This is a genomic window from Flagellimonas marinaquae (assembly GCF_023716465.1).
GTDB lineage: Bacteria > Bacteroidota > Bacteroidia > Flavobacteriales > Flavobacteriaceae > Flagellimonas > Flagellimonas alginolytica.
Genome location: NZ_CP092415.1, coordinates 2989525 through 3014509, shown reverse-complemented (window position 1 = coordinate 3014509; position 24985 = coordinate 2989525). Strand labels below are relative to the sequence as shown.

At 44.5% G+C, this 24985-nt stretch carries 20 protein-coding genes; 15 read left to right on the top strand and 5 right to left on the bottom strand.

The window, feature by feature from the left end; translation table 11 throughout:
• Positions 1-8: 8 nt before the first annotated feature.
• Entirely contained in the window at positions 9-2414 is a 2406-nt protein-coding gene (locus MJO53_RS13320; RefSeq protein ID WP_252079432.1) for an aminotransferase class I/II-fold pyridoxal phosphate-dependent enzyme, read from the bottom strand.
• A gap of 199 nt (positions 2415-2613) precedes the next feature.
• Here MJO53_RS13320 and MJO53_RS13315 point away from each other — a divergent pair, with 199 nt between their 5' ends.
• The 4 genes from MJO53_RS13315 to MJO53_RS13300 all read left to right on the top strand — a co-directional run bounded on the left by MJO53_RS13315 (position 2614) and on the right by MJO53_RS13300 (position 4814).
• Complete coding sequence (locus MJO53_RS13315; RefSeq protein WP_252079431.1) at positions 2614-2994, top strand: hypothetical protein; 381 nt, start codon at positions 2614-2616, stop codon at positions 2992-2994.
• A 45-nt stretch (positions 2995-3039) separates the two neighbouring features.
• Complete coding sequence (locus MJO53_RS13310) at positions 3040-3966, top strand: AraC family transcriptional regulator (RefSeq protein ID WP_252079430.1); 927 nt, start codon at positions 3040-3042, stop codon at positions 3964-3966.
• 96 nt (positions 3967-4062) lie between these two features.
• Positions 4063-4488 (top strand): MauE/DoxX family redox-associated membrane protein, encoded by a 426-nt coding sequence (locus MJO53_RS13305; protein WP_252079429.1) that lies wholly within the window; start codon positions 4063-4065, stop codon positions 4486-4488.
• Between the two features lie 83 nt (positions 4489-4571).
• Positions 4572-4814: a DUF6520 family protein gene (locus MJO53_RS13300; protein WP_252079428.1), complete on the top strand. Its 243-nt coding sequence runs from the start codon at positions 4572-4574 to the stop codon at positions 4812-4814.
• Between the two features lie 128 nt (positions 4815-4942).
• On the opposite strand, the gene MJO53_RS13295 is transcribed toward MJO53_RS13300, so the two are convergent.
• Genes MJO53_RS13295 through MJO53_RS13285 form a run of 3 tightly spaced genes read right to left on the bottom strand, consistent with a single transcriptional unit; the run spans position 4943 to position 11717 of the window.
• Positions 4943-7240 carry a zinc-dependent metalloprotease gene (locus tag MJO53_RS13295; protein ID WP_252079427.1) on the bottom strand — a complete coding sequence of 766 codons (2298 nt, stop codon included), beginning with the start codon at positions 7238-7240 and terminating at the stop codon, positions 4943-4945.
• 23 nt (positions 7241-7263) lie between these two features.
• Positions 7264-8670, bottom strand: coding sequence for a RagB/SusD family nutrient uptake outer membrane protein (locus tag MJO53_RS13290; RefSeq protein WP_252079426.1), 1407 nt, complete (start codon positions 8668-8670; stop codon positions 7264-7266).
• A gap of 17 nt (positions 8671-8687) precedes the next feature.
• Positions 8688-11717: a SusC/RagA family TonB-linked outer membrane protein gene (locus MJO53_RS13285; RefSeq protein ID WP_252079425.1), complete on the bottom strand. Its 3030-nt coding sequence runs from the start codon at positions 11715-11717 to the stop codon at positions 8688-8690.
• 793 nt (positions 11718-12510) lie between these two features.
• Between MJO53_RS13285 and MJO53_RS13280 the strand changes: the two genes are divergently transcribed.
• The 11 genes from MJO53_RS13280 (at position 12511) to MJO53_RS13230 (ending at position 23156) form a co-directional block, all read left to right on the top strand.
• The gene (locus MJO53_RS13280; protein WP_252079424.1) at positions 12511-12765 is read left to right on the top strand and encodes a helix-turn-helix transcriptional regulator; all 255 of its coding nucleotides are present in this window, start codon (positions 12511-12513) and stop codon (positions 12763-12765) included.
• 232 nt (positions 12766-12997) lie between these two features.
• The gene (locus tag MJO53_RS13275) at positions 12998-13420 is read left to right on the top strand and encodes a hypothetical protein (protein WP_252079423.1); all 423 of its coding nucleotides are present in this window, start codon (positions 12998-13000) and stop codon (positions 13418-13420) included.
• Entirely contained in the window at positions 13411-13770 is a 360-nt protein-coding gene (locus MJO53_RS13270; RefSeq protein WP_252079422.1) for a hypothetical protein, read from the top strand. Before MJO53_RS13275 ends, MJO53_RS13270 begins: the two co-directional genes overlap by 10 nt.
• A 155-nt stretch (positions 13771-13925) precedes the next feature.
• Positions 13926-14552 (top strand): hypothetical protein, encoded by a 627-nt coding sequence (locus MJO53_RS13265; RefSeq protein ID WP_252079421.1) that lies wholly within the window; start codon positions 13926-13928, stop codon positions 14550-14552.
• Between the two features lie 171 nt (positions 14553-14723).
• Positions 14724-14975, top strand: coding sequence for a DUF2188 domain-containing protein (locus tag MJO53_RS13260; protein ID WP_252079420.1), 252 nt, complete (start codon positions 14724-14726; stop codon positions 14973-14975).
• Positions 14976-14977: 2 nt separating this feature from the next.
• Positions 14978-15589 (top strand): hypothetical protein, encoded by a 612-nt coding sequence (locus tag MJO53_RS13255; protein WP_252079419.1) that lies wholly within the window; start codon positions 14978-14980, stop codon positions 15587-15589.
• Positions 15590-15731: 142 nt separating this feature from the next.
• Positions 15732-17294: a type I restriction-modification system subunit M gene (locus MJO53_RS13250; protein ID WP_252079418.1), complete on the top strand. Its 1563-nt coding sequence runs from the start codon at positions 15732-15734 to the stop codon at positions 17292-17294.
• Positions 17295-17296: 2 nt separating this feature from the next.
• Complete coding sequence (locus MJO53_RS13245; protein WP_252079417.1) at positions 17297-18529, top strand: restriction endonuclease subunit S; 1233 nt, start codon at positions 17297-17299, stop codon at positions 18527-18529.
• A gap of 10 nt (positions 18530-18539) precedes the next feature.
• Complete coding sequence (locus MJO53_RS13240; protein ID WP_252079416.1) at positions 18540-19733, top strand: PD-(D/E)XK nuclease family protein; 1194 nt, start codon at positions 18540-18542, stop codon at positions 19731-19733.
• Between the two features lie 18 nt (positions 19734-19751).
• Positions 19752-20321: a hypothetical protein gene (locus MJO53_RS13235; protein WP_252079415.1), complete on the top strand. Its 570-nt coding sequence runs from the start codon at positions 19752-19754 to the stop codon at positions 20319-20321.
• Positions 20322-23156, top strand: coding sequence for a type I restriction endonuclease subunit R (locus tag MJO53_RS13230; protein WP_252079414.1), 2835 nt, complete (start codon positions 20322-20324; stop codon positions 23154-23156).
• 222 nt (positions 23157-23378) lie between these two features.
• Here the strand turns inward: MJO53_RS13230 and MJO53_RS13225 are convergent, their stop codons facing one another.
• Positions 23379-24974, bottom strand: a complete 1596-nt coding sequence (locus tag MJO53_RS13225) for a type IV secretory system conjugative DNA transfer family protein (protein WP_252079413.1) — start codon at positions 24972-24974, stop codon at positions 23379-23381.
• Positions 24975-24985 lie beyond the last annotated feature (11 nt).

The following is a 24985-nucleotide window of genomic DNA, read 5'->3' as shown; positions in this document are numbered from 1 at the left end:
CCGCTCCATTATTGCTGTCCCTCCATGACCCCCAAGAGTTCCAAGATAAAGTTATCACGGGTTTGGATGTATGCATATTTTTCCTGTATGGTCGCGCCAAGCTTCCGCTTCTCAAAGGCAGCGGTCATTCCAAAATCAATTTTCGGAATACCAAGGACTATGGCCCGTTCAATGGTATGATAAAGCAATTGACGATAAACGGCGTATTGCTCCAAGGCACCATAATCCATCCCGACAAAGGCAGGGACGCACACCTGATTCGTATTGGTGTAACAGAACATAACGCCCACTACCCTATCCGGTTCATCAGTGGGGCACAGCATAATAAATTCCCATAAGGGGTTCTCGTTCATCCGATCAAAAAGCGCATCGGGGAAGGAATAAGTATTGAGCCCCAAATTGCGGGACTGCACTTCCCCAAACAGTTTTTTGGCCTGGACCAATTGCACAGCAGTTAGTTTTTGGACCGCCCTGCAATGGACCAAGCCAAGATAGGGCTGTATATCCTTCCTAAAATGCCTCCTGTTTCTGGAAGATAGTGCTCCGATATACTGTTCTATAGAAGGTGTTTCCTGTAGATCAACAGTACAGGAATCGGGCATTTGCACCCGGAGAAAGCCATGTCCGTAAAGATGACTGTTCCAATTGCTTTCCTTGGGAAAATCCCGAAGTACGGTCATTTTCGCCCCTAACTTCCGTTCCTCTTGTTCCATGAACTCCAAAAAAATGTTCATGGTCAGATCGCCCAATGGATGCGCGCTGTCCCAATACACATGGTCTCCTTCAGTGAACAAACTGCCCATGGAAAGTATCATGGACGAAAGATGATAGGGATTTAACCTTCGTTCCTCCTCAATGGATCGGGACACCTCGGAAGGGGCCAACATATCGTCCTTCCAAAGGGAAAAGGTCAAGAAGGTCATCAATATCGGATTTCCATTGACATCCCTTATGATCACATAACGGAACGACCAATTATGTTCTTTTTTTGAATTGCCATGGAACACGGACTCCAGGAATTTCATTCCAGCCCAATCATATACACCCTGTCCGCCCAAACAACGGTTCCATGCTTCCCTATCTACCTGGTTTATGGATTCCTTGGCCTCCAAAGTCAGATCATCCAATGGTCTGCGCTCCTCCCGTGTCTTGGGTTCCAATGTAAAGGCATGGTACACCCTTTCCGGGTTCGTCCCCGTCTCTTCCAAGGCCAAGGGAAAATGGTATGCCATGGCATCGACCAGCCCTTTGATCTCGGCCTTTTCATTATGTCTTGAGATGGTGATTCTCACTCCGGTGTTCTTGACCGGAACCGCTGGAAAGATGCCCAGATTTACATAAAAACCCTCCCCCATCAGGCGGTTGACAAAATTATAGCCCGTTTTGGGCATTCCCGTCCCTATGTAAAATACCGGGGATTCGTTCCGGTCTATCAAGGGAAGCTCCGTAGCTCCCAAACAAGCATTGAAATAATCGATCCGTTCCCGAAGTTCCGCTTGCAGCTCATAGATTTCCTCAGACAGATGAATCTTGGCGGAAGCGATGGCGGCGGCCACGGAAGCGGGTTCCAACTGTGCCGAAAAGGTCAAGGGACCACCAAAGGTCTTGATTTTGTCATATAATTTGGCGTTGGAACAGGCCAACACCGCCCCACTGGCCCCAAAGGTCTTGCTCAGCGTACCGAACAGGAGCACATTTTCGGGCAACTCCCCCAATTGGTCCAATACGTAGCCCGTTCCGTTCTGCCCCACCCAACTCATCCCATGCACATCGTCAAAATAAAAATGCAATTGGGGATATTTTTCGGACAGGTCCATCAACTCCTTAACTGGGGCATAGTCCCCGTACATGGAGTAGATCCCATCCGCCATATACCAAATGTGCCGCTTGGAATCCCGGTACTTCTTGATCTTGTCCTCCAACATCTCCAAATTGTTGTGCCGTATCATTTCAATCGGCACACTCCGTGTTTTGAGCATCTTGGCGGCGTTCTGTACGCTCCAGTGCACCTGATGGTCCAAAATGATGACGTCATCATCATCCACGGCACTGGGGATGACGCCCAAATGGCCCAGAGTGCTGTTCTTGGTAATGATAATGGGATGCCCGTACATTTCCCCAATGGATGATTCCAGCGCTTCGTAAAGCGGATTGGAGATATAGGACTTGGAAAGTGGAAACTGGGTCCCGTATTTATCAATGGCCTCCTTGGCGGCCTCTTTTAATCGGACATCCTGTTCCAGCCCCAAATAACCAGTGGTCCCAAAATGGAACATATCCTTACCGTCCACCCGGATGGTACGCCCCGAAAAGGATTCTCCCCCGGCATAGAGGTGCAGCACCCCGGCCTGTTTTGCATCGGTGAACACTTCATGCACGGTGTTCAAAAAATTGTGGTGTTTGATCTTTGCCATATCGTTTGGTTTAAATTGTCCTAAAAAGTAATGGCAATTGTCAGATTAAATGGTATTCTCAAATCATTTACTCCGTTTCAATCAAGTATTATTCCGTTTCAGTCAAGTCAAATACCTTTAATTTGGCACAGTGTTCCCCATGTTACGATACCGAAAAAAGTATTTTTGTAAATTCAGGGTTTTTACCAGTTTTTGCCACATGAAAAGATCACATGAAAACAAATACGCTGTTTATCTGATGACCGAAGCGTTGATGCACATCATTTATCAAAAAGACCTATGTATCGACCTCAGGGCCGCCCAAATGATTGTCAGAGATCGGATGATGCTCCAAAACGGAAGGGAAATGCCCGTGCTCTGCGACATCCGTGAGGTACGGAGGGTCAATAAACCGGCACGGGACTATTTGGCCTTGGAAGGGTCACAATGGATTACCGCCTTGGCCTTTTTGATCGATCCCCCTGTGACGGATGTGATAAGCAGCATATACTTGGGCACCCATGCACAAACGATCCCCACCCGGTCCTTTACCAAAAAATCCGAGGCCTTGGCCTTTTTAAAAAAACATGGCCAGCAATGAAGTCACAGACCATCAAAACGATCCACTGTTTAAAAACCGACAACCATGCCGAACAACGATGATTTTAGGATAAAGCGCATCCAAAAGATGCTTTTGGAAATGGCCAAGGGCAACTTCTTCTATTCCCTTGAGCCTTCCGATAAAAATGACAATATCGCCTCTTTGGTGGTCATGCTGAACATGGTCAATGAGGAAATAGCGGCAGCCTTTATCCACCAAGGTTTTGCCAATGCGCACAACACTCCGCAATGTATCATCCAACTGTCCCTGATCTTGGACGCCCAAGGTCAAATTGAATTGGTCACCAACGGAACCTGCTCCCTGTTGTCCTGTATGCCGAAGGACCTTATCGGAAAACATATCACCGAACTCATGACCGAAAACTCCCAAAGGACTTGGTCAAAAAAGATGACCAAACATTTGAAACGGGACCGATCGGAAACGGTACTCTTCATGGAATTCATCACAAAGGATGGTCTTTTCCTGGCCAAGGATTGTCAAATATCGGTCTACCAGGCCTTGGATGGCAGCGGACAGAAAATCGTGTTGAACTCCGTTTTCTTTTCCAAAGGGGAACCCTTTGAAACGGGACTGCCCAAAAACAAGCTCAAGGTGACCAAGGGCATCAAGGAGCATAAGGTTACGTTGTCCCCGGAGGACATCCAAATGATCCGGGAGGTCCATGACACGATCCTCAACAATTTGGACAAGGATCTTCCCTCGCTCAAGGACCTCGCCCTCCAGATGGGGACCAACGAGTACAAGCTGAAATATGGTTTCAAACAGATCTATGGCACCACCATCTTCCGTTTCCTGACCCAAGAACGTCTTAGAAAATCAAAGATCCTGATCCAGCACAGCAACCTTTCCCTAAAGGAGATCGCCCATATGAACGGTTTCAAGAGTGCCGCCCATTTCTCCAGGGCCTTTCGGGACAAATACGGCAAGACCCCAACCGATTTAAGGAGGTAACCCCTTCAAAATGCGTAAATTACTCCCTTTGGGTCAAGGAATGCTCCGTTTCAAATAAATTGGACTCCCGAACTTTGTCATATCAAATCAAAAGATATGGTGTCCAAAAAAATATATCGAACCCTTGTCCCCACGGCCAGTTTCCTATTGGTCCTGTTGTTCGTATACACGGCCACCAGCAAACTATTGGACCTGGACACCTTCGAATGGCGGTTGGCACAAATGCCCCACCTCGCTGCCCATGCCGATCTCCTCCAATGGGGAGTTCCCTTTTCGGAACTCACCATAACAGGCCTTCTATTGTTCCCCAAGTTCCGCACCCTTGGGCTGTATGCCAGCTTCGCCCTACTTGGCCTCTTCACGATATACATCATCGCCGTCCTGGCGTCCGATCATCCCACGCCCTGTTCCTGTGGGGGTATCATCTCCACATTGGGGTGGCGCGAACACATTGTATTCAATGGGGCCTTTATGCTCATGGCCCTTGGGGCCATCCTACAGTCCAGACGACAGATTAAATGACCGTCAAAACAAAAAAACTGCGCAGCTGAGGGGAAGCCGAAAACCTCACTTAGAGTAGGCATTCATTTTTAATACATAACATTATGAAAGCTAAATTTTTCAAATTGTTGTTACCGGCCTTTGCCATCATCATGGCGGTCGGCATGGCATTTGCCACGGAAGAGAGCAATAGCACCCAAACGGGCTATTACAACCATCCCATCTTGGGGGTTCAGGCCATCCAGACAGATTGCCCTGAAATCGGTGAAGTGCTCTGTATGGAAGGACAGTGGCAGGTCTTTAAGGACCCTGCACTCACCATTCCATTGTACGAAAGGTTTGAATAGATAACCTTTCAAAACTAAAGGTGTCCCCGAGGGGACACCTTTATCACTAACTCAAAACACAACGAAACTTCAAGCTTCGCAGTCCTTTCCATAAGTTCTGCTTCAATAAAAATGATTTCCTACATCCATTAACCACCGGTCAATTCCTCCAACTTGGCCAAGCACCATGCCCAATGCCCCTTGGATTCCAAATGCTTATGGCGTTTTAAGGATTTCCGCAACAGGCGTTGCAGGTCCAGCAGTTGTTCCATGACGACCCCTAAGGAATGATCGGAATGCACAAAGGCCATCTCATCCACCCCTAATTGGAACCGCTCCTTTTGAAAGTTTTGGTTCCATTTTTCCAAGTACAGCGCTTGAATGGCCTGCTTCCTGGCAGGCACCTGCCCTGTACTCTCCAACAATTCCTTAAAAAGCCGCTGCTGCAGCTCCTCGACATACCAGTCCAATGCCCCTTCAAAGCCCTCTAAGGTTTCCAGATGCTCCAAGCGTTTCATCCGTTGTGGTCTCATCAGTTCCATCAAGAGCAGTTTTTGATAGTTTAGCACAAGATCGGGATGGCTCGAATACCGAATGTCCATGCCCAGGTCGGGGTGGGTCAACCATTGGGGAGGGTCAAAGGCCTGTCCCATAAAATAGTCCATGGCCTCCTGCTGCCTTGTAAAATCAACAGGGGTGTACAGGCTTCCCTCTTGATCCATGGATTTGTAAAACACCTCATAACCTCCGACCATGGAAAGCACATTTCGCATGGTATGGTACCAAAGTTCCAACCCCTGGGCATATATGCGTTTGCTCCGCGCCATATCCGTTCTCCCTTGGTTGGTATCGGGCAAGAGGGCCAATGCCCGCTCCAAATTGGCCAAGGCGCGTTTTGCACCTCCCACGGGATCATTGGTCTCCACCACTTCATTGGTGTTTCCCGGGCCAATGATCTCATAATTACTATCGTTATACCTATACCACGGTACGGAATCCTGCCATCGGATCATTTCTTCCAATCGCTCCGATTTCTGCTTTTTGCCCCATCCCGAGGGGAACTCCGTATACGCCCATTGGATATAGTAGTGGTCTGTGGGACCTACCTTTTGGATCAACAAGTGCGGCGGAACACTGTCTTTGGGCTGTGCCATATTATTGTGCCTGGCATAGGACATCACACTGGGCGTATGTCCCATATCCTTGAGCCACTGCGCATCGCCCATGCGCTCCAAGGGATATTGGAACTCCCCAAAGTGGTTATCCTTGATACCGAGGGCATGCCCGGTCTCATGCGCCACCAAAAATTGGATCAGCTCCCCTGTAAGTTCATCGGGAAAAGGATTGGTCCGCGCCCTTGGGTCCAACGCAGCACAGCGCACAAAATACTCGTCCTGTAACCGCTGCAGTGAAGTCCCCAAGAGGATATCCGACTTTACGATTTCCCCAGAACGATGGTCAACGACCAAAGTGACCGTCCCTCCTCCACCTAACGCTTCTCGGCCCCTGACGTTTTGGTTCCTACCCCATCGGATGACGGAGTTCCCCAAACTACGGTTTTCCCACGCATCCAAACTATCCATCTCCTTTACGATAATGGCATTTGTAAATCCTGCCGCCTCAAACGCAGGGAGCCATTCTAGAACACCGGCCTTGACATAGGGCCTCCATTTCTCGGGAATATCAGGTGATATCAAAAATGTAATGGGCTTTTGGGGCACACTCCGTTCACGGTCCTTAAACTTTTTGGCCAATCGCCATCGCCCTATGCTACCAACCTTATTTTCCGTTTGGTCTCCGGTCCTATCCTGGTCCTCGACCCAATAGGCCATACGGTAGTCATAGGGCCTCGGCTCCATGGGTTCGGGCAATACCAGAAAGCTGAAAAACACGGGTTCCAAAAACGAGACACCCTCCTTGGACAACCCTATCCGGGTTTGCACCATCAGTTCTCCTTCTTTATGCTTCACCCCGACCACCTCGGAGAGATGGCCCAACCGGGGCAAGGAGGACATATGCTGCCAAGGAATCGATTCATCCAATACCACTGACGTCATATCGATACGATAGGCATTCCCATCATATGCCATGATCGGAAATTCCCCAAGAAAGATCCTTTCCAAGGAAATATCCCCATTCATGGGCAACCAGATTCCCATCTCCGACCATACCCGAGGTTGCTCCAAATACAGCCGTTCCCCTTCCTTACGGAACTGCACATGCTTGGAGTCATAAAATTCACTATTTCCGTTACTTGTCCATAATAGGGGTTTTTCCAAAAGGGACGAGGGAACATCGACCCATAATTTGCCCTCCACTACTTGTGCCGTAAGAAAAGGAGTTGCTACATCGGATGCTGTACCATCTAAGTCCTTCGCCATTTGCGAGTAGCCGTGCACCGCCCATAAGGGTATCATCCATACTAGCGTATAAACCAACTTTTTCATCCTATGAATTCTTTTGTCAAACATTAATATCCAGGGTTTTGTGGCAAGAGATTGGGATTGATCTCCAATTCGCTCTCGGGAATGGGCAACAGTATATGGGTATCCTCCCAATTGGCCTTTAAGGGTGCCATCTCCTCCGTAGCACGTCCGGTACGTTTCAGGTCCATCCAGTGAAGCCCCTGCTCCGCAAAGAGTTCCACCCGTCTTTCTTGGTATATGGCCTCCAGCAGTTCCGTTTGCCCGACCAAATTCAGATCCCCCAGACCGGCACGATTGCGCACCGCATTGAGGTCCTGTCGGGCCCCGTCCAGATTGCCCAACTGTGCCCTGGCCTCGGCCCGGATCAGGTATTGCTCCGCCAATCGGAACACAATGGAATGCTCCAAGGATGCCGTTTCATTGAACAACGCCTTGTACTTATGGGCATAGGACAGCGTAAGGGTACCATCGGCATCCGATATCTCATCGGTCCAACGCTCCAAACGGCCATCCCCCACCTCAAAAGCGTCCAACATGGAGGGCGTAAGCGCAAAGCGCTGCCCGGGAATGAACTGAATCACCAATTGATTGGCCTCTTGCGTATTTCTAAGGTCTTCCCCTGGCTTGAACTGCCATATGGTCTCCCCCGATTCCTTCAAAAACACTTGATCCAAATCGGGTTCCAAGGGAAAGGCAGCGATCAATTCCCCAGCAGTGGCAGCGGCCAAATCCCACTGCTGCGTATATAGGGCCATTCGGGCCAACAGGGCACGGGCCACATCGGCATCGGGCACCACCCTATCCCCCACGGGGATATCCCCACCGTCCATCAAAGCGACCGCTTGCTCCAGATCCGCAACAATGGCTTCATACACCAACGCTGCCTCCAAACGTGAAGCGTTGGTGTTCACCACATAATCCGTGGTGGTGATATAGGGAACATCCCCAAAAACACCCACCAGTAAACTGTGCACATAGGCCCGGACAAACAGCGCCTGTCCCTTGTAGCGTTCCACTTCCATCGCACTCAGTCCCTCCGAGGCCTCCAATCCCGCAATGATATCATTGGCGGCATAAATGACCTGATAGCCCTGTGTCCACCATCCCAAAAGCACCGCATTCTGTGGCGTCACCGTATGACGGTACAATTGGACAAAATCACCGTTGAAAGCGTAATAATCCAGCTCATCAGCATAGATGCCCAACAGGGTCGTAAATCCCGAATTCCCGGACACCATCCCATCTTCCCTTAGGGAGAAATAGAGATTGGCCAGGGCCGATTCCACCGTGGAGGGGTCATCGAACACCCTTTGGGCGACCAAGGTATTCTTGGGAGGGTCCACCTCCACAAAATCCGAACAACCAAAGGTGCCCAACAGTACCATCCATAAAAAGGCCTTGCACATCAGGCCCATCAAAAATTGTCTATTGCTATAAAATATCTGTCTCATAATTCATTTGTATAAGGTTAAAATCCCAACTGTAGTCCCAAGGTCAACTGCCGTAACTGCGGTAAACGCACGGTGGAGGGCTGCTCCGGATCGGGCCCGGTATAGTCGGTGATCGTCCAAAGGTTCTGTCCCTGTAGGTATACATTGATGTCCAAGCGATTGCCCAGATTGGGGATCCTATAATTGAGGGTGATGTTCCTAAGACGGATGAAGGATGCATCCGATACCGCCGCATTGCTCCTGGACTGCAGTGCTCCCGTGTCCTCCCCGGGAGCAAGTCCGGCAGAGGCCAATTGTACGGTGGCCTCATCACCCGGCTCTTGCCATCGATCCAACAAACGGATGGGCAGGTTCCTGCGCGCTCCTGGCACCGCAAACGCCCGGAGCTCATTATAGGCCTTTTGTTTCTTGAACTGGAAAAAGAAATCCAGCCCCAAATTGCCCCATCGGATATTTTGCCCAAAACCCCCGTAGAATTCCGGGGCAAGGTCCTCCAACCACTCCCGGTCGCCAAGACTGGTGATCTCCCCGTCCCCGTTGAAGTCCTCGAATTGGTAGATGCCCGTTTCAGGGTCCACCCCAAGGGATTCGTACAATCGAACGATGGTCAAGGGCTCCCCGATGATGTAGCGATCGGCAAAGGTGGAATCTTCCAGACCATCAAAGGCCAACAGTTTATTTTTGGGGACCGTCAAGGTAAAGCGGGTGGACCATCCAAAATCCTTTCCTTGGAACATCATCGCATTGAAATCTACCTCCACCCCGGTATTCTCAACCGTGGCATCAAAATTTCCGGTCAGTTCCGAAAAACCAGTTGTCGCTGCCAAGGGGATACCGATCAACTGGTTGCTGGAGCGGTTCCGAAAAAAGGAGGTCTCCAATCGCAACCTATCACGAAAGAATCCCAGTTCCAGACCCACTTCCAATTTTGTGTTCGACTCCCATCCGAACAAGGGATTGAAAATGCCCGTGGGCTCCAAAATGCTGATACCGTTGTAATCAAAACCCGTCACATCATAGGTGTCCAGAAAGCGGTAATCCCCGATATTGTCACTGCCCGTGGTCCCATAGCTGCCACGAAGCTTCCCAAAGCTCAACAAAGGGCTATTGGCAAAAAGCTTTTCCTCCGAAAACAACCAGGCCAATCCAATGGCCCCAAAATTGCCGAACTGCCTGCCCGGCCCAAATCGGGAAGAACCGTCACGCCTACCCGTCAGGTTCAGGATATAACGGTCCAAGAAGTTGACGTTGACCCTACCGAACACAGCCGTATAGGCATATTCGCTATCGGTGTCCCCCAATACCTCCACGGTACTGGCCGCAGCAAGGTTTTGGATCAACAGGTCATTGGGATATCCGGTCCCCCGTTGCACAAACTGCTGGGCGGTCTCCTTTTGAAAGGTAGACCCCAACAACACCTCTACATCGAAGGTGTTCCATCTGGGCTTCCAACTGATCTGGGGCTCCACGATCCAGGATTCACGATCTGCCGAATTCAGCGTCAAAGAAGAATAGGTCTGTGGCGTCAACCCACGTCCAGGGTTCACTGCGGAACTGGGCAAGGTACGGTAGGAATCCAATTGATACCGATTGTAGCCCAAACTCGTCCTGACCTCAAGATCGGGCAGCAAGGCATAGGACAACAAAGCATTGGAAATCAGCGTATGGCTCGCCTGCCCATACTGTTCCTCAAGTGCGGCATAGGGATTGTCAAAGGTATTGTCCTCCCAATTGAGGTTTCCTTCCCCATCATAGATTTCAGGGGCATTGGGCTCCAGGGTATAGGCCACGTTGGTCAGGTCCGACCGAGGCATCAGATTGTCCTCTCGGGTATAGAGCGTGGACAGATTGATCTTGAAACGCCCATTATCCGATTGATGCGAAATATTGCTGTTCACATTGGCCTTTTTATAATTGGCATCCCCGGGGAATACCGTGGTCTCCTTTAGGTAGGAACCACTAATCAGGAACTGGGTGCGTTCACTGCCCCCGGAAACGGACAATTGCAGATTGTTCCGATAGGCCGTTCGCCCGATCAGCTCGTCCTGCCAATCGGTATACCGGTCATTGTCCCAAGTCTTGATATCGGGCCATGCAAAATCAAAGGCGGGATTATCCAAAAAATCCCCAAAACCATCATTGACCACGCCCTCACGGCGAAGTTCCAAATATTGTTGGGTATTCAACAAATCCAGAAAATTCGTGACCCTTCCCAGCGAAGAGCTCATTTGGGCATTGAAACGGGTCTCCCCGACCCGACCCTTTTTGGTGGTGATCAAGACCACCCCATTGGCCCCACGGGACCCATAAATGGCGGTGGCATCGGCATCCTTGAGCACCTCTATGCTCTCAATGTCGTTGGGGTTGATGGCATTCAGCGGACTGGTGTTCCCGCCCAATATCTGCCCAGAAACATCGTTGGACCCCAAGGACTGTGAACTGATGGGCACCCCGTCCACGATGAAAAGGGGATCGGAAGCCCCATTGATAAAGTTCCTGCCACGGATATCGATGGTAAAGCCCCCACCGGGCACCCCGGTGTTCTGCACGATATTGACCCCGGACAACTGCCCTTGCATGGCGGCCAAGGGATTGCCCACGGGCTGCTTTTCCATCATTTCAGCCTTGATTGTGGCAATGTTCCCGGAACGTTCCCGCTTGGAAACGGTATAGTAACCCGCATTGAGCACTACTTCCCCCAATTGGGTGACATCTTCCTCCATTTGGACGTTGACCACATTCCTAGCCTTGATGCCAACTTTCAAGGGCTTAAAGCCAATGATTGAAAAGTATAGAGTATCTTCAGGATTGGCTTGAATGGTAAACGAACCATCCATATCCGTAATCGTGCCCCGTTGGGTATTCACCACTTGAACACCTACCCCGACGAGCGGGTTTCCGTCAGCATCCGTAACGGCACCGGTAACAGTAGCTTGGGGAGGCGAGGCCAGTGCGGCCTCCAAGGTTTCTGATGGCCACAGAGCCAGCAGCATGTTGATGATCAGGAACAGGGAAATTCTGTTCGCATCTATCCATAGTATCTTCATAATTTTGAGTTGTTTGATTTTTAACAGTTAGTTAGAATTGAATCGTGCCTCTGGACAATTGCTACCCTGTCCGGAGGTTTTTTGTTTGCACTGCCCCCGAAGTCCCGACAATGTCGTAACTTACCTTAGGGCATTTAGGTTCGGACATAGGCCATCCTGTCCAAGGAGCAAACGCTCTCGGAAATAGGATTCCTAAACCAAAAAAGACCATGGTTTCGTGATTGGGCCGATTGCCCTAAAAGTGTAGTCGTTGATTGTGGGACAAAAGGATATCGTGAACCGGAAAAATGTGCAACGTGTATCCCACAACCGTGGCCCAAGGATTAGACGGGATTCTTTGGCTTCTTTCTAAACAGGATATCAAACACCGAGTGCGCGGCCCCAAAAATGGAACAAAAACACGGTGTGAATCCCACAGAAAAAAGTTGCCAAATGTTTCCCATAACCCAGTTGGTTGGGCGATGCTCCGAAAGGACCAAAGAAACCAAACGCTAAGAAGAAAGTTGCAATGAACCAATACACCAAAAAAAGGCGCGGGACTCAACTTATCTAAATAGAGGTACTGGTGATACCGTGCAACGATAAGAGAGCCCACGCCCGGGTCGTGAGCAATCTGCTTATTGTCCTGTTGCAAAAATTACCAGTTTTCTATTTAAGGACTCTAAGCGAAAGCTTCAAATATGTTCTAAACGAAGAATCGCAAATGTATGTATTCAGTTCCAAATATAACGAAATATAAAAATGTAAACCAAATGGCCTACATATTTTTTTACAATTAAATGAAAATTGCAATATGGGTAAGCTAAAACCAGAGGATATTGCATTGAACAATAAAATTGCGCATAGAATCAAGGAATTGCGCATAAATGCTGACCCTAATCAAAAAAGGTTTGCAGAAAATAATGATTTAGAAAGGCAAACTTTAAACAGGTGGGAAAGTGTTAATGATAACCGAGGAGTTTCAATACACACAATCAGTAGGTTTTGCAGAATGGTTAATATAAGCCTAAAAGATTTTTTTGCGTCAGACTCATTTAAAAATCAATAATTCTGGCTTCCTTCAACTTATTGATTTTCTCTTTTTTAAATTTCCTTACAGAATTCGACATTTTCTTGTCTTAGAAAATTCTTACATTTATCGTCATCTCCCCCAAAACTTTATTGAACGACAATAAGGCTATGCTTTGCATTCAATTACAAAACTTGGGTATAGCAAGCCTCTTTGGCAGTATGCGTAAGAAAATTCAGTATATATACAAGTTGGGCACAATTAGGAAAAAATGAAAGAACCTGAAATAGAAAAAGACACAGGCAAGGGCGCAGAAGAGGAGTCCTCGAGCTATGTCCCTGGAAGACCTTATTCCAAACTACGAAGAGAACTAGCTGATGAGGACTTGTCTAATCCAGCAGTTCAAAAATTACTTATCAGTGAAATAGATAAGCTTGAAATACAAGTTTCAGAATTACAGCTAACAGAATCAAAATTTCATAAAGTAGATAAAGAAAAAGCTGTTCTTGAAGAAAAATTGAAAACGCATAATTCTCTAGAAGTCCTATATAGCTTTTGCCTAGCTATTGGTTCAGGACTAATTGGTTTAGCATCTCTTTTTGAAATTGACAAAAAAGGTTGGATATTCTTGGTTTCTGGGGGAGTTTTAATTGTAGGTGGAATTTTATCAAAACTTGTAAAAAAATGGAGCTAAAAATATCTGGAATAAGCGACCGTGGAGTTTTGAAAGAAGAACGAATCGGATTTAATGTGGTTAAAGATTGTGAACTCAAATTTTATCAACTCTTTAGAACAAGCTTTGGTTCTTCTGGAGGTTTTTATAATAAAGCCAAATCTGCATATTGGTTCGCACCAAAAAAGGTTAAAGCTGGAGATAAGATAGTAGTTTATACTAAAAATGGAACTAACAGCTCAAAAGAAAATTCTGATGGCACAACTATATATTGGATATATTGGGGACTTGAAGAACCTATTTTCACCGATGATAAATATGGAATTGTACTAGTGAAAATTGATGATTGGGAATTATCAAAAAACAAATAACTGTGCCCAACAATGGCTCCTATGAAGTAATTGCGTGTTGACACCTACTTATAAAAAACCTCAAGGATTTTCAGTTTGGTGCGTACATGCAAAGTTTCGGACTAAATCACGCAACTACTCACAGCCTAACAATTGGAGTAATTTGAACAAAAGAAATGGATAATTATTTAATTGGAGCTCTTGGTGGACTAATTGGTTCGATTTTGACAGTTGTAATCAGTAAAGGTTTGGAAATATTTCAAAAAAGCAAAGAGCACAAATATGAATTGGAGAAACAATTCTTTTTGAAAAAATTATCAGCAGCCGAAGCTGCTGTGATGCAATATAGTTTGTTTTCAGATGCATTATCACAACTTATGGTTTTGTATGGTCGATATGAAGAATATGAAACTGATGTAGGAAAACAATTGAATGAAAATCTGCTCAATCAAATTGACGAAAAGATTGCTTTGGCAAATAACGCCTCATTTAGTATTGCAAATGCTATTAGTCTCTATTTTGATTTGCAGTCAGACTTTTCTAAAAATCAAATCATTTCAAACTTTTATGACACACTAAATTCATTAGGGCCTTATTCTGACAATGTTGAAAAAACCTTTCATCAATATTTAAATTATAAAGGAACTAAACACGAAAAAGAAGCTTACGATATTTATTTGAATGCAGAGAGGTTTATGGGAGCCGCAATGAAAAACATAGCAGATGGATATCACGTATTTGATAATGAGTTACAAAAGCAAATAATGCAAATACGAACTGAAATGAAAAAATTTGAATACTAAAAAACGACCAACAATAACCTTTCCTCCTTCAGCAGACACGTACACAAGCCCTTGAACAGCGGGAACTATGCTTCGCATTTTAGAATAATGGATAAGGCTACACGAATTGGTGGTAAATGCCAAGGAAAGTTGGGGATATAAACAAATTGGCAGTAATTTAAAAATGGATTTATGGCAAAAAAAACCGATAGAAGTAAGTTAACTGGGAAGTTTACCAAAGCTGCTTCGTCAAATAGCAACAGAGTCCACGTTGTTCCTAGCAAAGATGGATGGTCTGTTAAAAAGGAAGGTGCAACAAGGTCAACAGCCGTAAGACCTACGAAAGAAGGCGCTATAAAAGCTGCTAAAAATGTGAAAAGTGCAGAAAGAATAGTCGTACACAAGAAGGACGGAACTATCCAATCCAATAAAAAGAAAAGATAAATATGGATTCAAAAAGCGTATTTGTCAATTGTCCATTTGATAACGAATATTTTAAATTATTAAAGCCTTTACTTTTTACTTTAATCTACATCGGACTAAAGCCTCGCATTTCGGAAACTTCGGACTCAGGAGAAGTTAGACTTCATAAAATAAAAGAAATGATGGAGGATTCTAAATTCTCAATTCACGATTTATCAAGAATGGAACCTTTGACCGAGGATAAATTACCTAGGTTCAATGTGCCGTTTGAATGTGGTATTGATTTTGGAATTAAACTCTCAAATCCACAGAAATACCAAAACAAAAAATTTCTGATTTTAGAAAAGGAACAGTATAGATATCAAAGAGTAATTTCTGATATTTCTGGAAATGATATTAAAGCTCATAAAAACAATCCAGAGAATATTATTAAAGTCGTGAGAGATTGGTTTAAGCCAACAAATAATGATATTCCGAGACATAAAGAAATGTGGCTTGCATTCAACGAATTTGAATTTGATTATGAAGACATTTTAAAAGAAGAAGGCTATAATCCAAAAGATATATATGAATTGACTTTTAGTGATGTAATTGAATATATGACAAATTGGATTACATCATTTAAGAAGCAATAAAAAATAGTACCAATCGAGTGGATGGCTCCGCCCTTAACTAACGGAGTACACCACTCAAACAACCTAGGCTACCCTTAAAACCGAATGTTTCCATATATTTGGGAATAATACGATTTCCCCTACCCAAAATTAAATACACTTCATGTCCGAAGAACAAAAGAAACTGCTGGAAACGCAATTATGGAACATTGCCAATGAGTTGAGGGGCAAAATGGATGCCGACGAGTTTAGAGATTATATTCTAGGCTTTATTTTCTACAAATACCTTTCCGAAAAACAATACCTATACGCCAATACGTTATTGGAAACCGAGGAAATTAAGGATTATCTTTTGGTCACCGATACTGGCGATCTGGAGGCCATTAAAGAGGAATCCTTATTAAAATTGGGGTACTACCTAAAACCTGATGAACTCTTTAGCTCCATCGCCAAAAAGGGCAATGCCAATACCGAGAACGAGAGCAATTTTATCCTGGCCGATCTGGAAAGCATTCTCAACAGTATTGAGCAAAGCACCATGGGTACGGAAAGCGAGGACGATTTCAACAAACTTTTTGAGGATCTGGACCTGAACAGCACCAAACTGGGCAGAAGTACCGAAGCCCGAAACAGCCTTATCTCCAAAGTGCTGTTTCATTTGGATAAAATAGACTTTGCCTTGGAAGATACCGAGGCGGATGTGCTCGGCGATGCTTACGAGTACCTGATTTCCCAGTTTGCCAGTGGAGCGGGCAAAAAGGCAGGAGAGTTTTATACACCTCAGCAAGTCTCCAAGATACTGGCCAAAATTGTGACCACGGGCAAAAAACGCCTTAAAAGCGTGTACGATCCCACTTGTGGCTCTGGCTCCTTGCTGTTGCGTGTGAGCAGGGAAGTGCCCGTGGATGATTTTTTCGGACAGGAACTCAACCGGACTACCTACAATTTGGCACGGATGAACATGATCTTGCACGATGTCCATTTTAGGCATTTTGACATTAGGCAGGAGGACACGCTGGAACAACCCCAACATTTGGATATGCGCTTTGAGGCCATTGTGGCCAATCCGCCATTTTCAGCCAAATGGAAAGGTAAAAATAACCCCTTGAACGAAAACGACGAGCGTTTTAGCCAATACGGGCGTTTGGCCCCCACTAGTAAGGCCGATTTTGCCTTTGTACAACATATGCTGTACCAATTGGCGGAAAACGGCACCATGGCCTGCGTGTTACCGCATGGTGTATTGTTCAGGGGCAGTGCCGAAGGCACGATTAGGGAATACCTGATAAAGGAACTGAATTATTTGGATGCCGTGATAGGTTTGCCCGCCAATGTCTTCTATGGCACCAGCATCCCCACCTGTATTTTGGTGTTGAGCAAATGCAGGGTACACAACGATGACATTTTGTTTATTGATGCCTCACAGGGTTTTGAAAAAGATGGCAATAAAAACAAACTGAATGCAGCACATATTGATGCCATTATTGATACTTACCGCACCCGAAGTGCCCAAGGCAAATTTAGTTATGTAGCGAGTTTGGACGAGGTGGCCGACAACGATTACAACCTGAACATACCCCGCTATGTGGACTCCTTTGAGGAAGATGAACCTGTGGATTTGGATGCCGTAGCCAATGAACTACAAGCTTTGGAAAAGGATATGGCCGAAACCGATGCGGTGATAGCCGATTTCTGTAAGCAGCTTAATCTTAAAACACCGTTTTAATTATGGAAGAACAAAAACGGGTGCCGAAATTACGGTTTGCTGAGTTTTCGGGGGAATGGAATTATGAGCAATTGGAGAATCATATTGATTTATTATCAGGGTATGCTTTCAAAGGGGATGATATTTCAGAAGATAAAACAGGTACACCTTTACTAAGAGGTATTAATATTACCGAAGGACATATAAGACACAGTGAAGATATAGATAGATATTACACTAATGAAATTGAGAAATTGAAGAAATACATTCTCAAAGAAAATGATTTAGTCTTAGGAATGGATGGTTCAAAAGTTGGTAAGAATGTTGCTTTAATTAACGTAGCTGATGAAGGTTCTCTATTAATACAAAGGGTTTCCAGAGTAAGAGCAAAGAAAACTTCTGATATTAGATTTATTTATTTGAATATTTTTTCAAGTAGATTTCATCGATATGTTGATGTTGTAAACACAAGCTCGGGTATTCCTCATATTAGTGCCAAACAGATTAAGGAATTTAAAATTGGTTTTCCATCCCTTACCGAACAACAAAAAATAGCCTCTTTTCTTTCATCTGTTGATAAAAAAATAGCTCAATTACAACAAAAACAATGTTTGTTGGAAGATTATAAGAAGGGTGTGATTCAAAAAATTTTGAGTTACAAAAAAAGATTAGAAAAATTCAAAGATGATGAAATTAGAAAGGGAAAATTAAAGGATTTCGGATACTTTTATTATGGAAAGGGGGCACCAAAATCTACAATTAAACCTGATGCAGAAACACCTTGTGTTAGATATGGAGAGTTATATAGTACTTATGGTGAAGAAATAAAAGAAATAAAATCTTTTACTAATGTTAAGCCTGAAAATTTGAAATTTAGCAAAGGTGGAGAAGTATTAGTACCTCGTGTAGGAGAAGACCCTTTAGATTTTGCAAACTGTAGTTATTTACCCCTATCTGGGGTAGCTATTGGCGAAATGATTTCTGTATATAATACTGCTGAAAATGGATTGTTTTTGACCTATTACATAAATTCAATGTTAAAAAAACAATTGGCTAAACGTGTTGAAGGCGGGAATGTTTCAAATTTATACTTTAGATATGTTGAAGAAATCGAAATAGCAATACCTTCTGTAGAAGAACAAACCCAAATCGCTAACTTCTTAAGTGCCATCGATACAAAAATAGCTGTGGTAAGCACCCAAATAGAGAAAACCCAAAAGTTTAAAAAAGGGCTGTTGCAGCAGATGTTTGTTTAGAATAATTGACATGATTTTCACCAACGAGAAAAAACTTATCCGAGATGCCAAACGAATCATTGCCCACCACAATGAGGTGTCGAGATTAAAAGGGGAAAACTTTAATGTGTTCTCCATCCTAAAAATGGAGCACAAAGAGAATGGCACACATTCTGCTTTTTTAGGGGAACTACTACAACCAAAAGGCTCACATTTAAAAGGAAATTTGTTTTTAAAGCTGTTTTTAGAAACGGTCGGTGACAGTACTATCGACCTAGATAAAGCCCGTGTTAGATTAGAAAAGGATATAGGAAAACGAGACGATGTTAATCTGAAGGGAGGCAGAGTAGATATTTACATTACCGACCAAGTCAACAGTATATGCATTGAGAATAAAATTTATGCAGCCGACCAGAATGTGCAACTACAGCGCTATTGTAATCATAACAAAGAAAACAACACGGTATACTACTTAACGCTTGGTGGTTCAGATGCTTCAGAGGCGAGTAAAGGAGACTTGGTTGCGGACAAGGACTATTATCTCATATCGTATAAGAACGATATAATAGAATGGCTGGAGGCTTGTTTAAAGGAATCAGCGGAGGACCCAATTCTCAGGGAGTCCATTAAGCAATACATCATTTTACTAAAGAAACTGACCAATCAATTAACCGATAAAGCAATGGAAAAGGAAATGCACAGACTTGTCAAGGAGAATTACAACGCAGCTCAGACTATAAGCAATTTAATTTCTGATGTTGAGTTGGAAATGACCAAACAGTTTGTTGATGAGGTTGCGGAAAGACTTAAAAAGGAGCTGAACGATCATTGGAGAATCGTGGTGGATGATGATTTGAGTCAACCTTGGAAGGGCATAACCATAACCAATGACAAATGGCCAGAAAACATTTCCATCAAACTGGAGGGGGAATCCAAAATACCTTGGCAAAAGTCCATATTTGGCATTATAGCAACTAAAGATAAAGTGGAAAGAACGCCATTAAAAGCAGCTTTGGGACAACATGAATATTTTCAGTCAGACTTTAGGGAAAGCAATATATGGCCGTATTATAGATATATCTTGTATTTCGATAATGTAAGTGACCGTTCCAAACTATTTAACGCCAGCGAACGAGAAGATATAATTGAACGTGTTAAAGCGAAGCTTTTAGAGATATGTGAGGTTAGTGAGGATTCTTTGGCGTCGATGAAGGGAAAAAGTTGAAATAAATTACTTTTCATCATGGATAAATACCAACATAAATTTATTTACAATGAGATTTGGACACTCACCTTTGGTGCAGCATTTCAACGGGCAAATGTGTATGTAAAAGGTGCGAAAAGTGATGAAAAAAAGAAGTTCAAAAAGTACCTTCAAGAATATATTGAAATCAACATATTGCCAATGTATCAGGACAATAAGGTTACTGACGATGAAACACATTTGCATCAAATAAAAAGTGTTTCAGATGCTTCTCACAGTTATCTTGGCAGTAAAATACTATCCAACAACAATAGATTGAATTTTGGTGTCAGTCAAAAACTGCTCAATCTCTTGTTAAAATACCTATGGTGTCTTTTTGATTATCCTGAGCCACCCCATTTTCCACTGGATAGACGCATTCAGGAGTCATTAATTGATTTGTCGAAAAATTCAAATGTTTTGCCCAAGGCCATCGTTAACTGGACTCAGATGCCCGATAGTGGTGATTATATGGCTATCATTGAATACATTAGAGCTAATTTTCTAAAAAACCAGACTTTAGCCCAATTTGAACTGGAACACTTTGAGAGAAGAAGAAATCAGACATAAATGACCACCCAACCCGAATACATATTAGAAGAAAATCTTGTTGAACAGCTACAGGACTTGGGCTATACAAAAGTCAGTATAAACAATGAGGATGCACTGGTTACCAACTTAAAAAAGCAGTTGGAAAAACATAACCAGACCAACTTTTCGGAGTCAGAATTTAAGCAAATACTCAATCAACTCTCAAAAGGTAACATCTATGAAAAGGCCAAAACACTTCGTGACCGTATCACTTATGCAAAAGATAACGGAGAAACGGGTTATGTTGAGTTGATCAACCAAGTGCATTGGTGCAAAAACCAGTATCAGGTCACCCACCAAATCACCATGGAGGGTTCTTACAAAAACCGTTATGATGTTACCATACTCATCAACGGTCTGCCCTTGGTGCAAATAGAGCTGAAAAAACGGGGCCTCGAAATGAAAGAGGCCTTCAATCAAATCAACCGTTATGAGCGGCATTCGTTTGGTTCAGGAAGTGGTTTGTTCCAATACGTGCAGCTCTTTGTCATCAGTAATGGGGTCAACACAAAGTATTTTGCCAACAACCCTGTAAAAGCACGTTCCTTTAAACAAACCTTCTTTTGGGCGGATAGGGAGAACAACATCATTACCCAATTAAGTGAGTTTGCCAAAGCATTTTTGGAGCCATGCCATCTCTCCAAGATGATCACCAAATACATTGTGTTGAACACGGCCAACACCTTAATGGTGCTGCGCCCATACCAGTATTACGCCACAGAGGCGATTGTGGAGCGTGTGAAAAACAGCAACAAATTTGGTTATATATGGCATACCACAGGATCGGGCAAAACATTGACCTCATTTAAAGCGGCTCAAATCCTTACCAATTTAGAGGATGTGCTCAAAGTGGTTTTTGTGGTGGACCGAAAGGATTTGGACTATCAGACCATCAAAGAGTTCAATAGCTTTAGCGAAGGTAGCATTGATGCCACGAACAATACAAGTACTTTGGTGAAACAGCTCTCCGATGACACCAAGCTCATTGTTACCACCATCCAAAAATTGAATACGGCCATTTCCAAACCAAAACACATGACCAAAGTGGATAAGCTAAAAAACGAGCGCATCGTATTTATTTTCGATGAATGCCACCGTAGCCAGTTTGGCGATACCCATAATGCCATTAAAAACTACTTTGGCAATGCCCAAATGTTCGGTTTTACGGGCACTCCCATTTTCGCCGATAATTCAGTAAAAAACAAGCTGGGTAGAAGAACCACAAAGGATTTGTTTGAAGAGTGTCTGCATAAATACGTCATCACCGATGCCATACGGGACAGGAACGTTTTAAAGTTCTCTATCGAGTATATGAACACCGTAAAACCGAAAGATGATGTTGTCGATATAAAAGTGGAGGACATCAATACCGCAGAGGTTTTGGAGGCTCCTGAGCGATTGGAGAACAATGTTGATTTTATAATCAACAATCACAACCGTAAAACCCATAATCGACGTTATACGGCCATTTTTTGCGTTCAGAATGTAAAGACGTTGATAAAGTATTATGAATTGTTTCAAACCAAAAAAGAAGCAAGCGAACACGATTTGAAAGTAGCCACCATCTTCTCCTACCAAGCCAACCAATTGGATGAGGACGCACAGGGCTTTATCCCCGATGAGGATTATGATGATTTTGCGGGCGAACCCCAATCAAGGTACGATACAAAACATACAAGGGATAAATTGGAGGAGTTTATAGCTGATTATAATGGGATGTTCAAAACCAATTATTCCACCAATGAATTTTATTCCTATTACAAGGATATTGGAAAGCGCGTAAAAAATAGAAATGTAGATATATTGTTGGTGGTCAATATGTTTTTGACTGGCTTTGACAGTAAACTGCTCAATACCATTTACGTGGACAAAAACTTAAAGTATCATGGTTTGATCCAAGCGTATTCCCGTACCAACCGTATATTGGATGAAGTTAAATCCCAAGGAAATGTTGTGGCCTTCAGAAACCTTAAAGAACCCACTGACGAGGCCATAACCCTATTTTCCAACAAGGAAGCCATTGAAGAGATCATAGTGCAGCCCTATGAGGATTACATTGAAAAGTTCGATGAAGCCGTTGAGCGTGTAAAGGCCATTGCACCTACCTTTGACAGTGTGAACGATTTGGCTTCTGAAGCAGAAGAACTGGAATTTGTAAAGGCCTTTAGGGAATTGATGCGCGTAAAAAATGTACTTGGCACGTTCACCGAATTTAGTTTTGAGGATTTGGGGATGGATGAGCAAACCTTTGAGAACTACAAGAGCAAGTACTTGGATTTATATGACACCATAAGATCAGAAACGCAGAAGGAGAAAGTATCTATTCTAAACGACATCGATTTTGAACTGGAACTGATCCGAAGGGATGAAATAAATGTCACTTATATTCTGACCCTGTTGGCCAAACTCCACGACTCAGAGCCAAAAGAGCAAGAAGAACAGCGGAAAGCGATCTCGGATATATTGGCCTCGGAAACCCAATTGAGAAGTAAAAAAGAGCTGATCGAGAAATTTATAGCAGAAAATCTACCATTGATAACCGACTCGGAACTGGTAGCCAATGAATTTGAATCCTTTTGGACGGTAGAGAAGAAAAAAGCCATACTTCAATTGGCCAAAGAAGAAAACTTGGATTACCAGAAGTTGGTTGATTTGGTCAGCAATTACCTGTTCACGGAAAAAGAACCCTTACGAGATTCGATTATTGCCGTTATGAACGAAAGACCCAGCCTTAGGGAGAGAGCCACCTCATCTGACAGGATATTGGGTAAGATAAAAGACTTTGTGGAAACCTTTATTGATGGGATGGGGTAGACAGTTCAGAGTAAGAAAGTCCTTTATCATCGCCTGTAATAAAGTTGCCTCCAACCCTTTTTCGTAAATTTACCATATAGTTGCCACACCGCGGTCAAGAATGGGCCAGCACCTTGCGGGTGATGGGGGCACAGACGGCTGATAAAGACAGCGTGGTGTGGCAATGAACCCGCTTTTAAATCACCTACTCCTACCATCGGATAGCATTCTGTTCTCCGACCACTACTTATCAGGTTCAAATATCGACCTGACCTCCCGATGGACTTTTAAATAATGTCGCTCCAAATCCCCTTCCTTGATTTCAAGGGGCTTGGGCAAGCCTTTTGGAATATCCGGTCTTGGAAACTGGACCTTTCGGTCCTTCCCGTCCGCAAAGACCACAAACTCCCCCTGCCTTAACCGAAAAAACACCTCTGCCCTGCGCTTGGACACCTCCTTTTCCCCTTCTGTGATCCGTCGCTCCATACTCAGCCCCGAGCTCTTGCTCACGCTCCTTGTGGGTATTTTCACCAACTCAAAAAAACGTTCGTAATATCGAGCTGTATCGGGATCGTTCACCTTTCCAAAGAACTGATAGGACAGATTGGACAAAATGGCCTTACTGGCCTTATCCCCATACATCATATCGTTCTGAACCTTGTCCTGTAGGACATACACGCTCACAATATCATAACTCCGCAGGGTGGCCGGGATGCGGTGCATGTTCAACAAGCGCAGTGTAGAAGCCTCTTCCAACAGCATGAAGGAAGGTTTGCGGTTTCGTCTTGACATTTGTTTGGAAATGGTATGGGTAATGGTGGCGATCACCGGGGACAGGGAAGCATCTTTTTGTGGATTGTTCACTAAAGCAATGACCGAGGGATGCTTTTCATTATTGATGTCCAATGGAATCTCATCGGCGGACAATACCATAAAAATCTTTCGGGTACTGATCTTTTTGATGGCATTCGCCAAGGTACTCATGACCCCAGCGGTCTGCCGCTCCGACCCCACCCCACTGATAAAGGCATCGGCCATAGCGCGTGAGGTAAGATTCTCCCTCAGAAACTTGATCAGGCTCTTAGTGCCCAATTGTTGGTAGAGGGCCATCAAATGGGGCAGCGTACAAAAATCGGGGTATTCGGTCTTGAGCCGCCATATCAGTCCACTAATCAGTCCTTCCGCTGCATCCTTAAAAAAACGGGAGGTACTGTTCTCATCGGAATCCCGGTGTTCCATCAGGTTTTCCAACAATACCCGGGACACCTCGTGGACACTCTCCTCATCGGGCAGGTAGCGGGGGGCTATGGGATTCACCCGATGGTAGATCGGCCCAAAGGACACGATATGGAAGGGCACCTTTTGATCTTTCCAAAGGGGACAGGCCATTTCCGTGATCTCAAAATCCTTGTAATCGTGGATGACCCCTGAGAAACCTTCTTTTTTAAAATGCTCCAAAAAGCCATAGATGACGCTTTCGGTTTTCCCACTTCCGGCAGAGGCCATCACGGACACGCCCCTGCGAATATTCCCCAGGACCAGGGACCTGCCCTTGACCCTTAATCTGACCTCGAACACCTTGGAAGGTCTAGTGGAATCCTTATAGTAATCCACCAGCCCATAGAGGACAGTATGCAGAAAAAACAAGGGGAGCCACAGGCCCAAGGACTGTTCCAAAAGTATGTCCCAACCCTTCATCCATCCTATGGACAAAACGAGTACCATAAGACCCGCTATAAAGTAAATAAATCCGTTTTTGAGATACCGAATAGCCGCGTAGGATAATCCTCCCCCAAACAACAAACCAATTCCAATTTCAATCCATCCCATGTTTTCCATAGCAACACTGT

What these genes read in the sequence shown, in the direction of transcription:
- MJO53_RS13320 (WP_252079432.1), bottom strand. Translation starts at nt 2,414, where the DNA reads ATGGCAAAGATCAAACACCACAATTTTTTGAACACCGTGCATGAAGTG.
- MJO53_RS13315 (WP_252079431.1), top strand. Translation starts at nt 2,614, where the DNA reads ATGAAAAGATCACATGAAAACAAATACGCTGTTTATCTGATGACCGAA.
- MJO53_RS13310 (WP_252079430.1), top strand. Translation starts at nt 3,040, where the DNA reads ATGCCGAACAACGATGATTTTAGGATAAAGCGCATCCAAAAGATGCTT.
- MJO53_RS13305 (WP_252079429.1), top strand. Translation starts at nt 4,063, where the DNA reads ATGGTGTCCAAAAAAATATATCGAACCCTTGTCCCCACGGCCAGTTTC.
- MJO53_RS13300 (WP_252079428.1), top strand. Translation starts at nt 4,572, where the DNA reads ATGAAAGCTAAATTTTTCAAATTGTTGTTACCGGCCTTTGCCATCATC.
- MJO53_RS13295 (WP_252079427.1), bottom strand. Translation starts at nt 7,240, where the DNA reads ATGAAAAAGTTGGTTTATACGCTAGTATGGATGATACCCTTATGGGCG.
- MJO53_RS13290 (WP_252079426.1), bottom strand. Translation starts at nt 8,670, where the DNA reads ATGAGACAGATATTTTATAGCAATAGACAATTTTTGATGGGCCTGATG.
- MJO53_RS13285 (WP_252079425.1), bottom strand. Translation starts at nt 11,717, where the DNA reads ATGAAGATACTATGGATAGATGCGAACAGAATTTCCCTGTTCCTGATC.
- MJO53_RS13280 (WP_252079424.1), top strand. Translation starts at nt 12,511, where the DNA reads ATGGGTAAGCTAAAACCAGAGGATATTGCATTGAACAATAAAATTGCG.
- MJO53_RS13275 (WP_252079423.1), top strand. Translation starts at nt 12,998, where the DNA reads ATGAAAGAACCTGAAATAGAAAAAGACACAGGCAAGGGCGCAGAAGAG.
- MJO53_RS13270 (WP_252079422.1), top strand. Translation starts at nt 13,411, where the DNA reads ATGGAGCTAAAAATATCTGGAATAAGCGACCGTGGAGTTTTGAAAGAA.
- MJO53_RS13265 (WP_252079421.1), top strand. Translation starts at nt 13,926, where the DNA reads ATGGATAATTATTTAATTGGAGCTCTTGGTGGACTAATTGGTTCGATT.
- MJO53_RS13260 (WP_252079420.1), top strand. Translation starts at nt 14,724, where the DNA reads ATGGCAAAAAAAACCGATAGAAGTAAGTTAACTGGGAAGTTTACCAAA.
- MJO53_RS13255 (WP_252079419.1), top strand. Translation starts at nt 14,978, where the DNA reads ATGGATTCAAAAAGCGTATTTGTCAATTGTCCATTTGATAACGAATAT.
- MJO53_RS13250 (WP_252079418.1), top strand. Translation starts at nt 15,732, where the DNA reads ATGTCCGAAGAACAAAAGAAACTGCTGGAAACGCAATTATGGAACATT.
- MJO53_RS13245 (WP_252079417.1), top strand. Translation starts at nt 17,297, where the DNA reads ATGGAAGAACAAAAACGGGTGCCGAAATTACGGTTTGCTGAGTTTTCG.
- MJO53_RS13240 (WP_252079416.1), top strand. Translation starts at nt 18,540, where the DNA reads ATGATTTTCACCAACGAGAAAAAACTTATCCGAGATGCCAAACGAATC.
- MJO53_RS13235 (WP_252079415.1), top strand. Translation starts at nt 19,752, where the DNA reads ATGGATAAATACCAACATAAATTTATTTACAATGAGATTTGGACACTC.
- MJO53_RS13230 (WP_252079414.1), top strand. Translation starts at nt 20,322, where the DNA reads ATGACCACCCAACCCGAATACATATTAGAAGAAAATCTTGTTGAACAG.
- MJO53_RS13225 (WP_252079413.1), bottom strand. Translation starts at nt 24,974, where the DNA reads ATGGAAAACATGGGATGGATTGAAATTGGAATTGGTTTGTTGTTTGGG.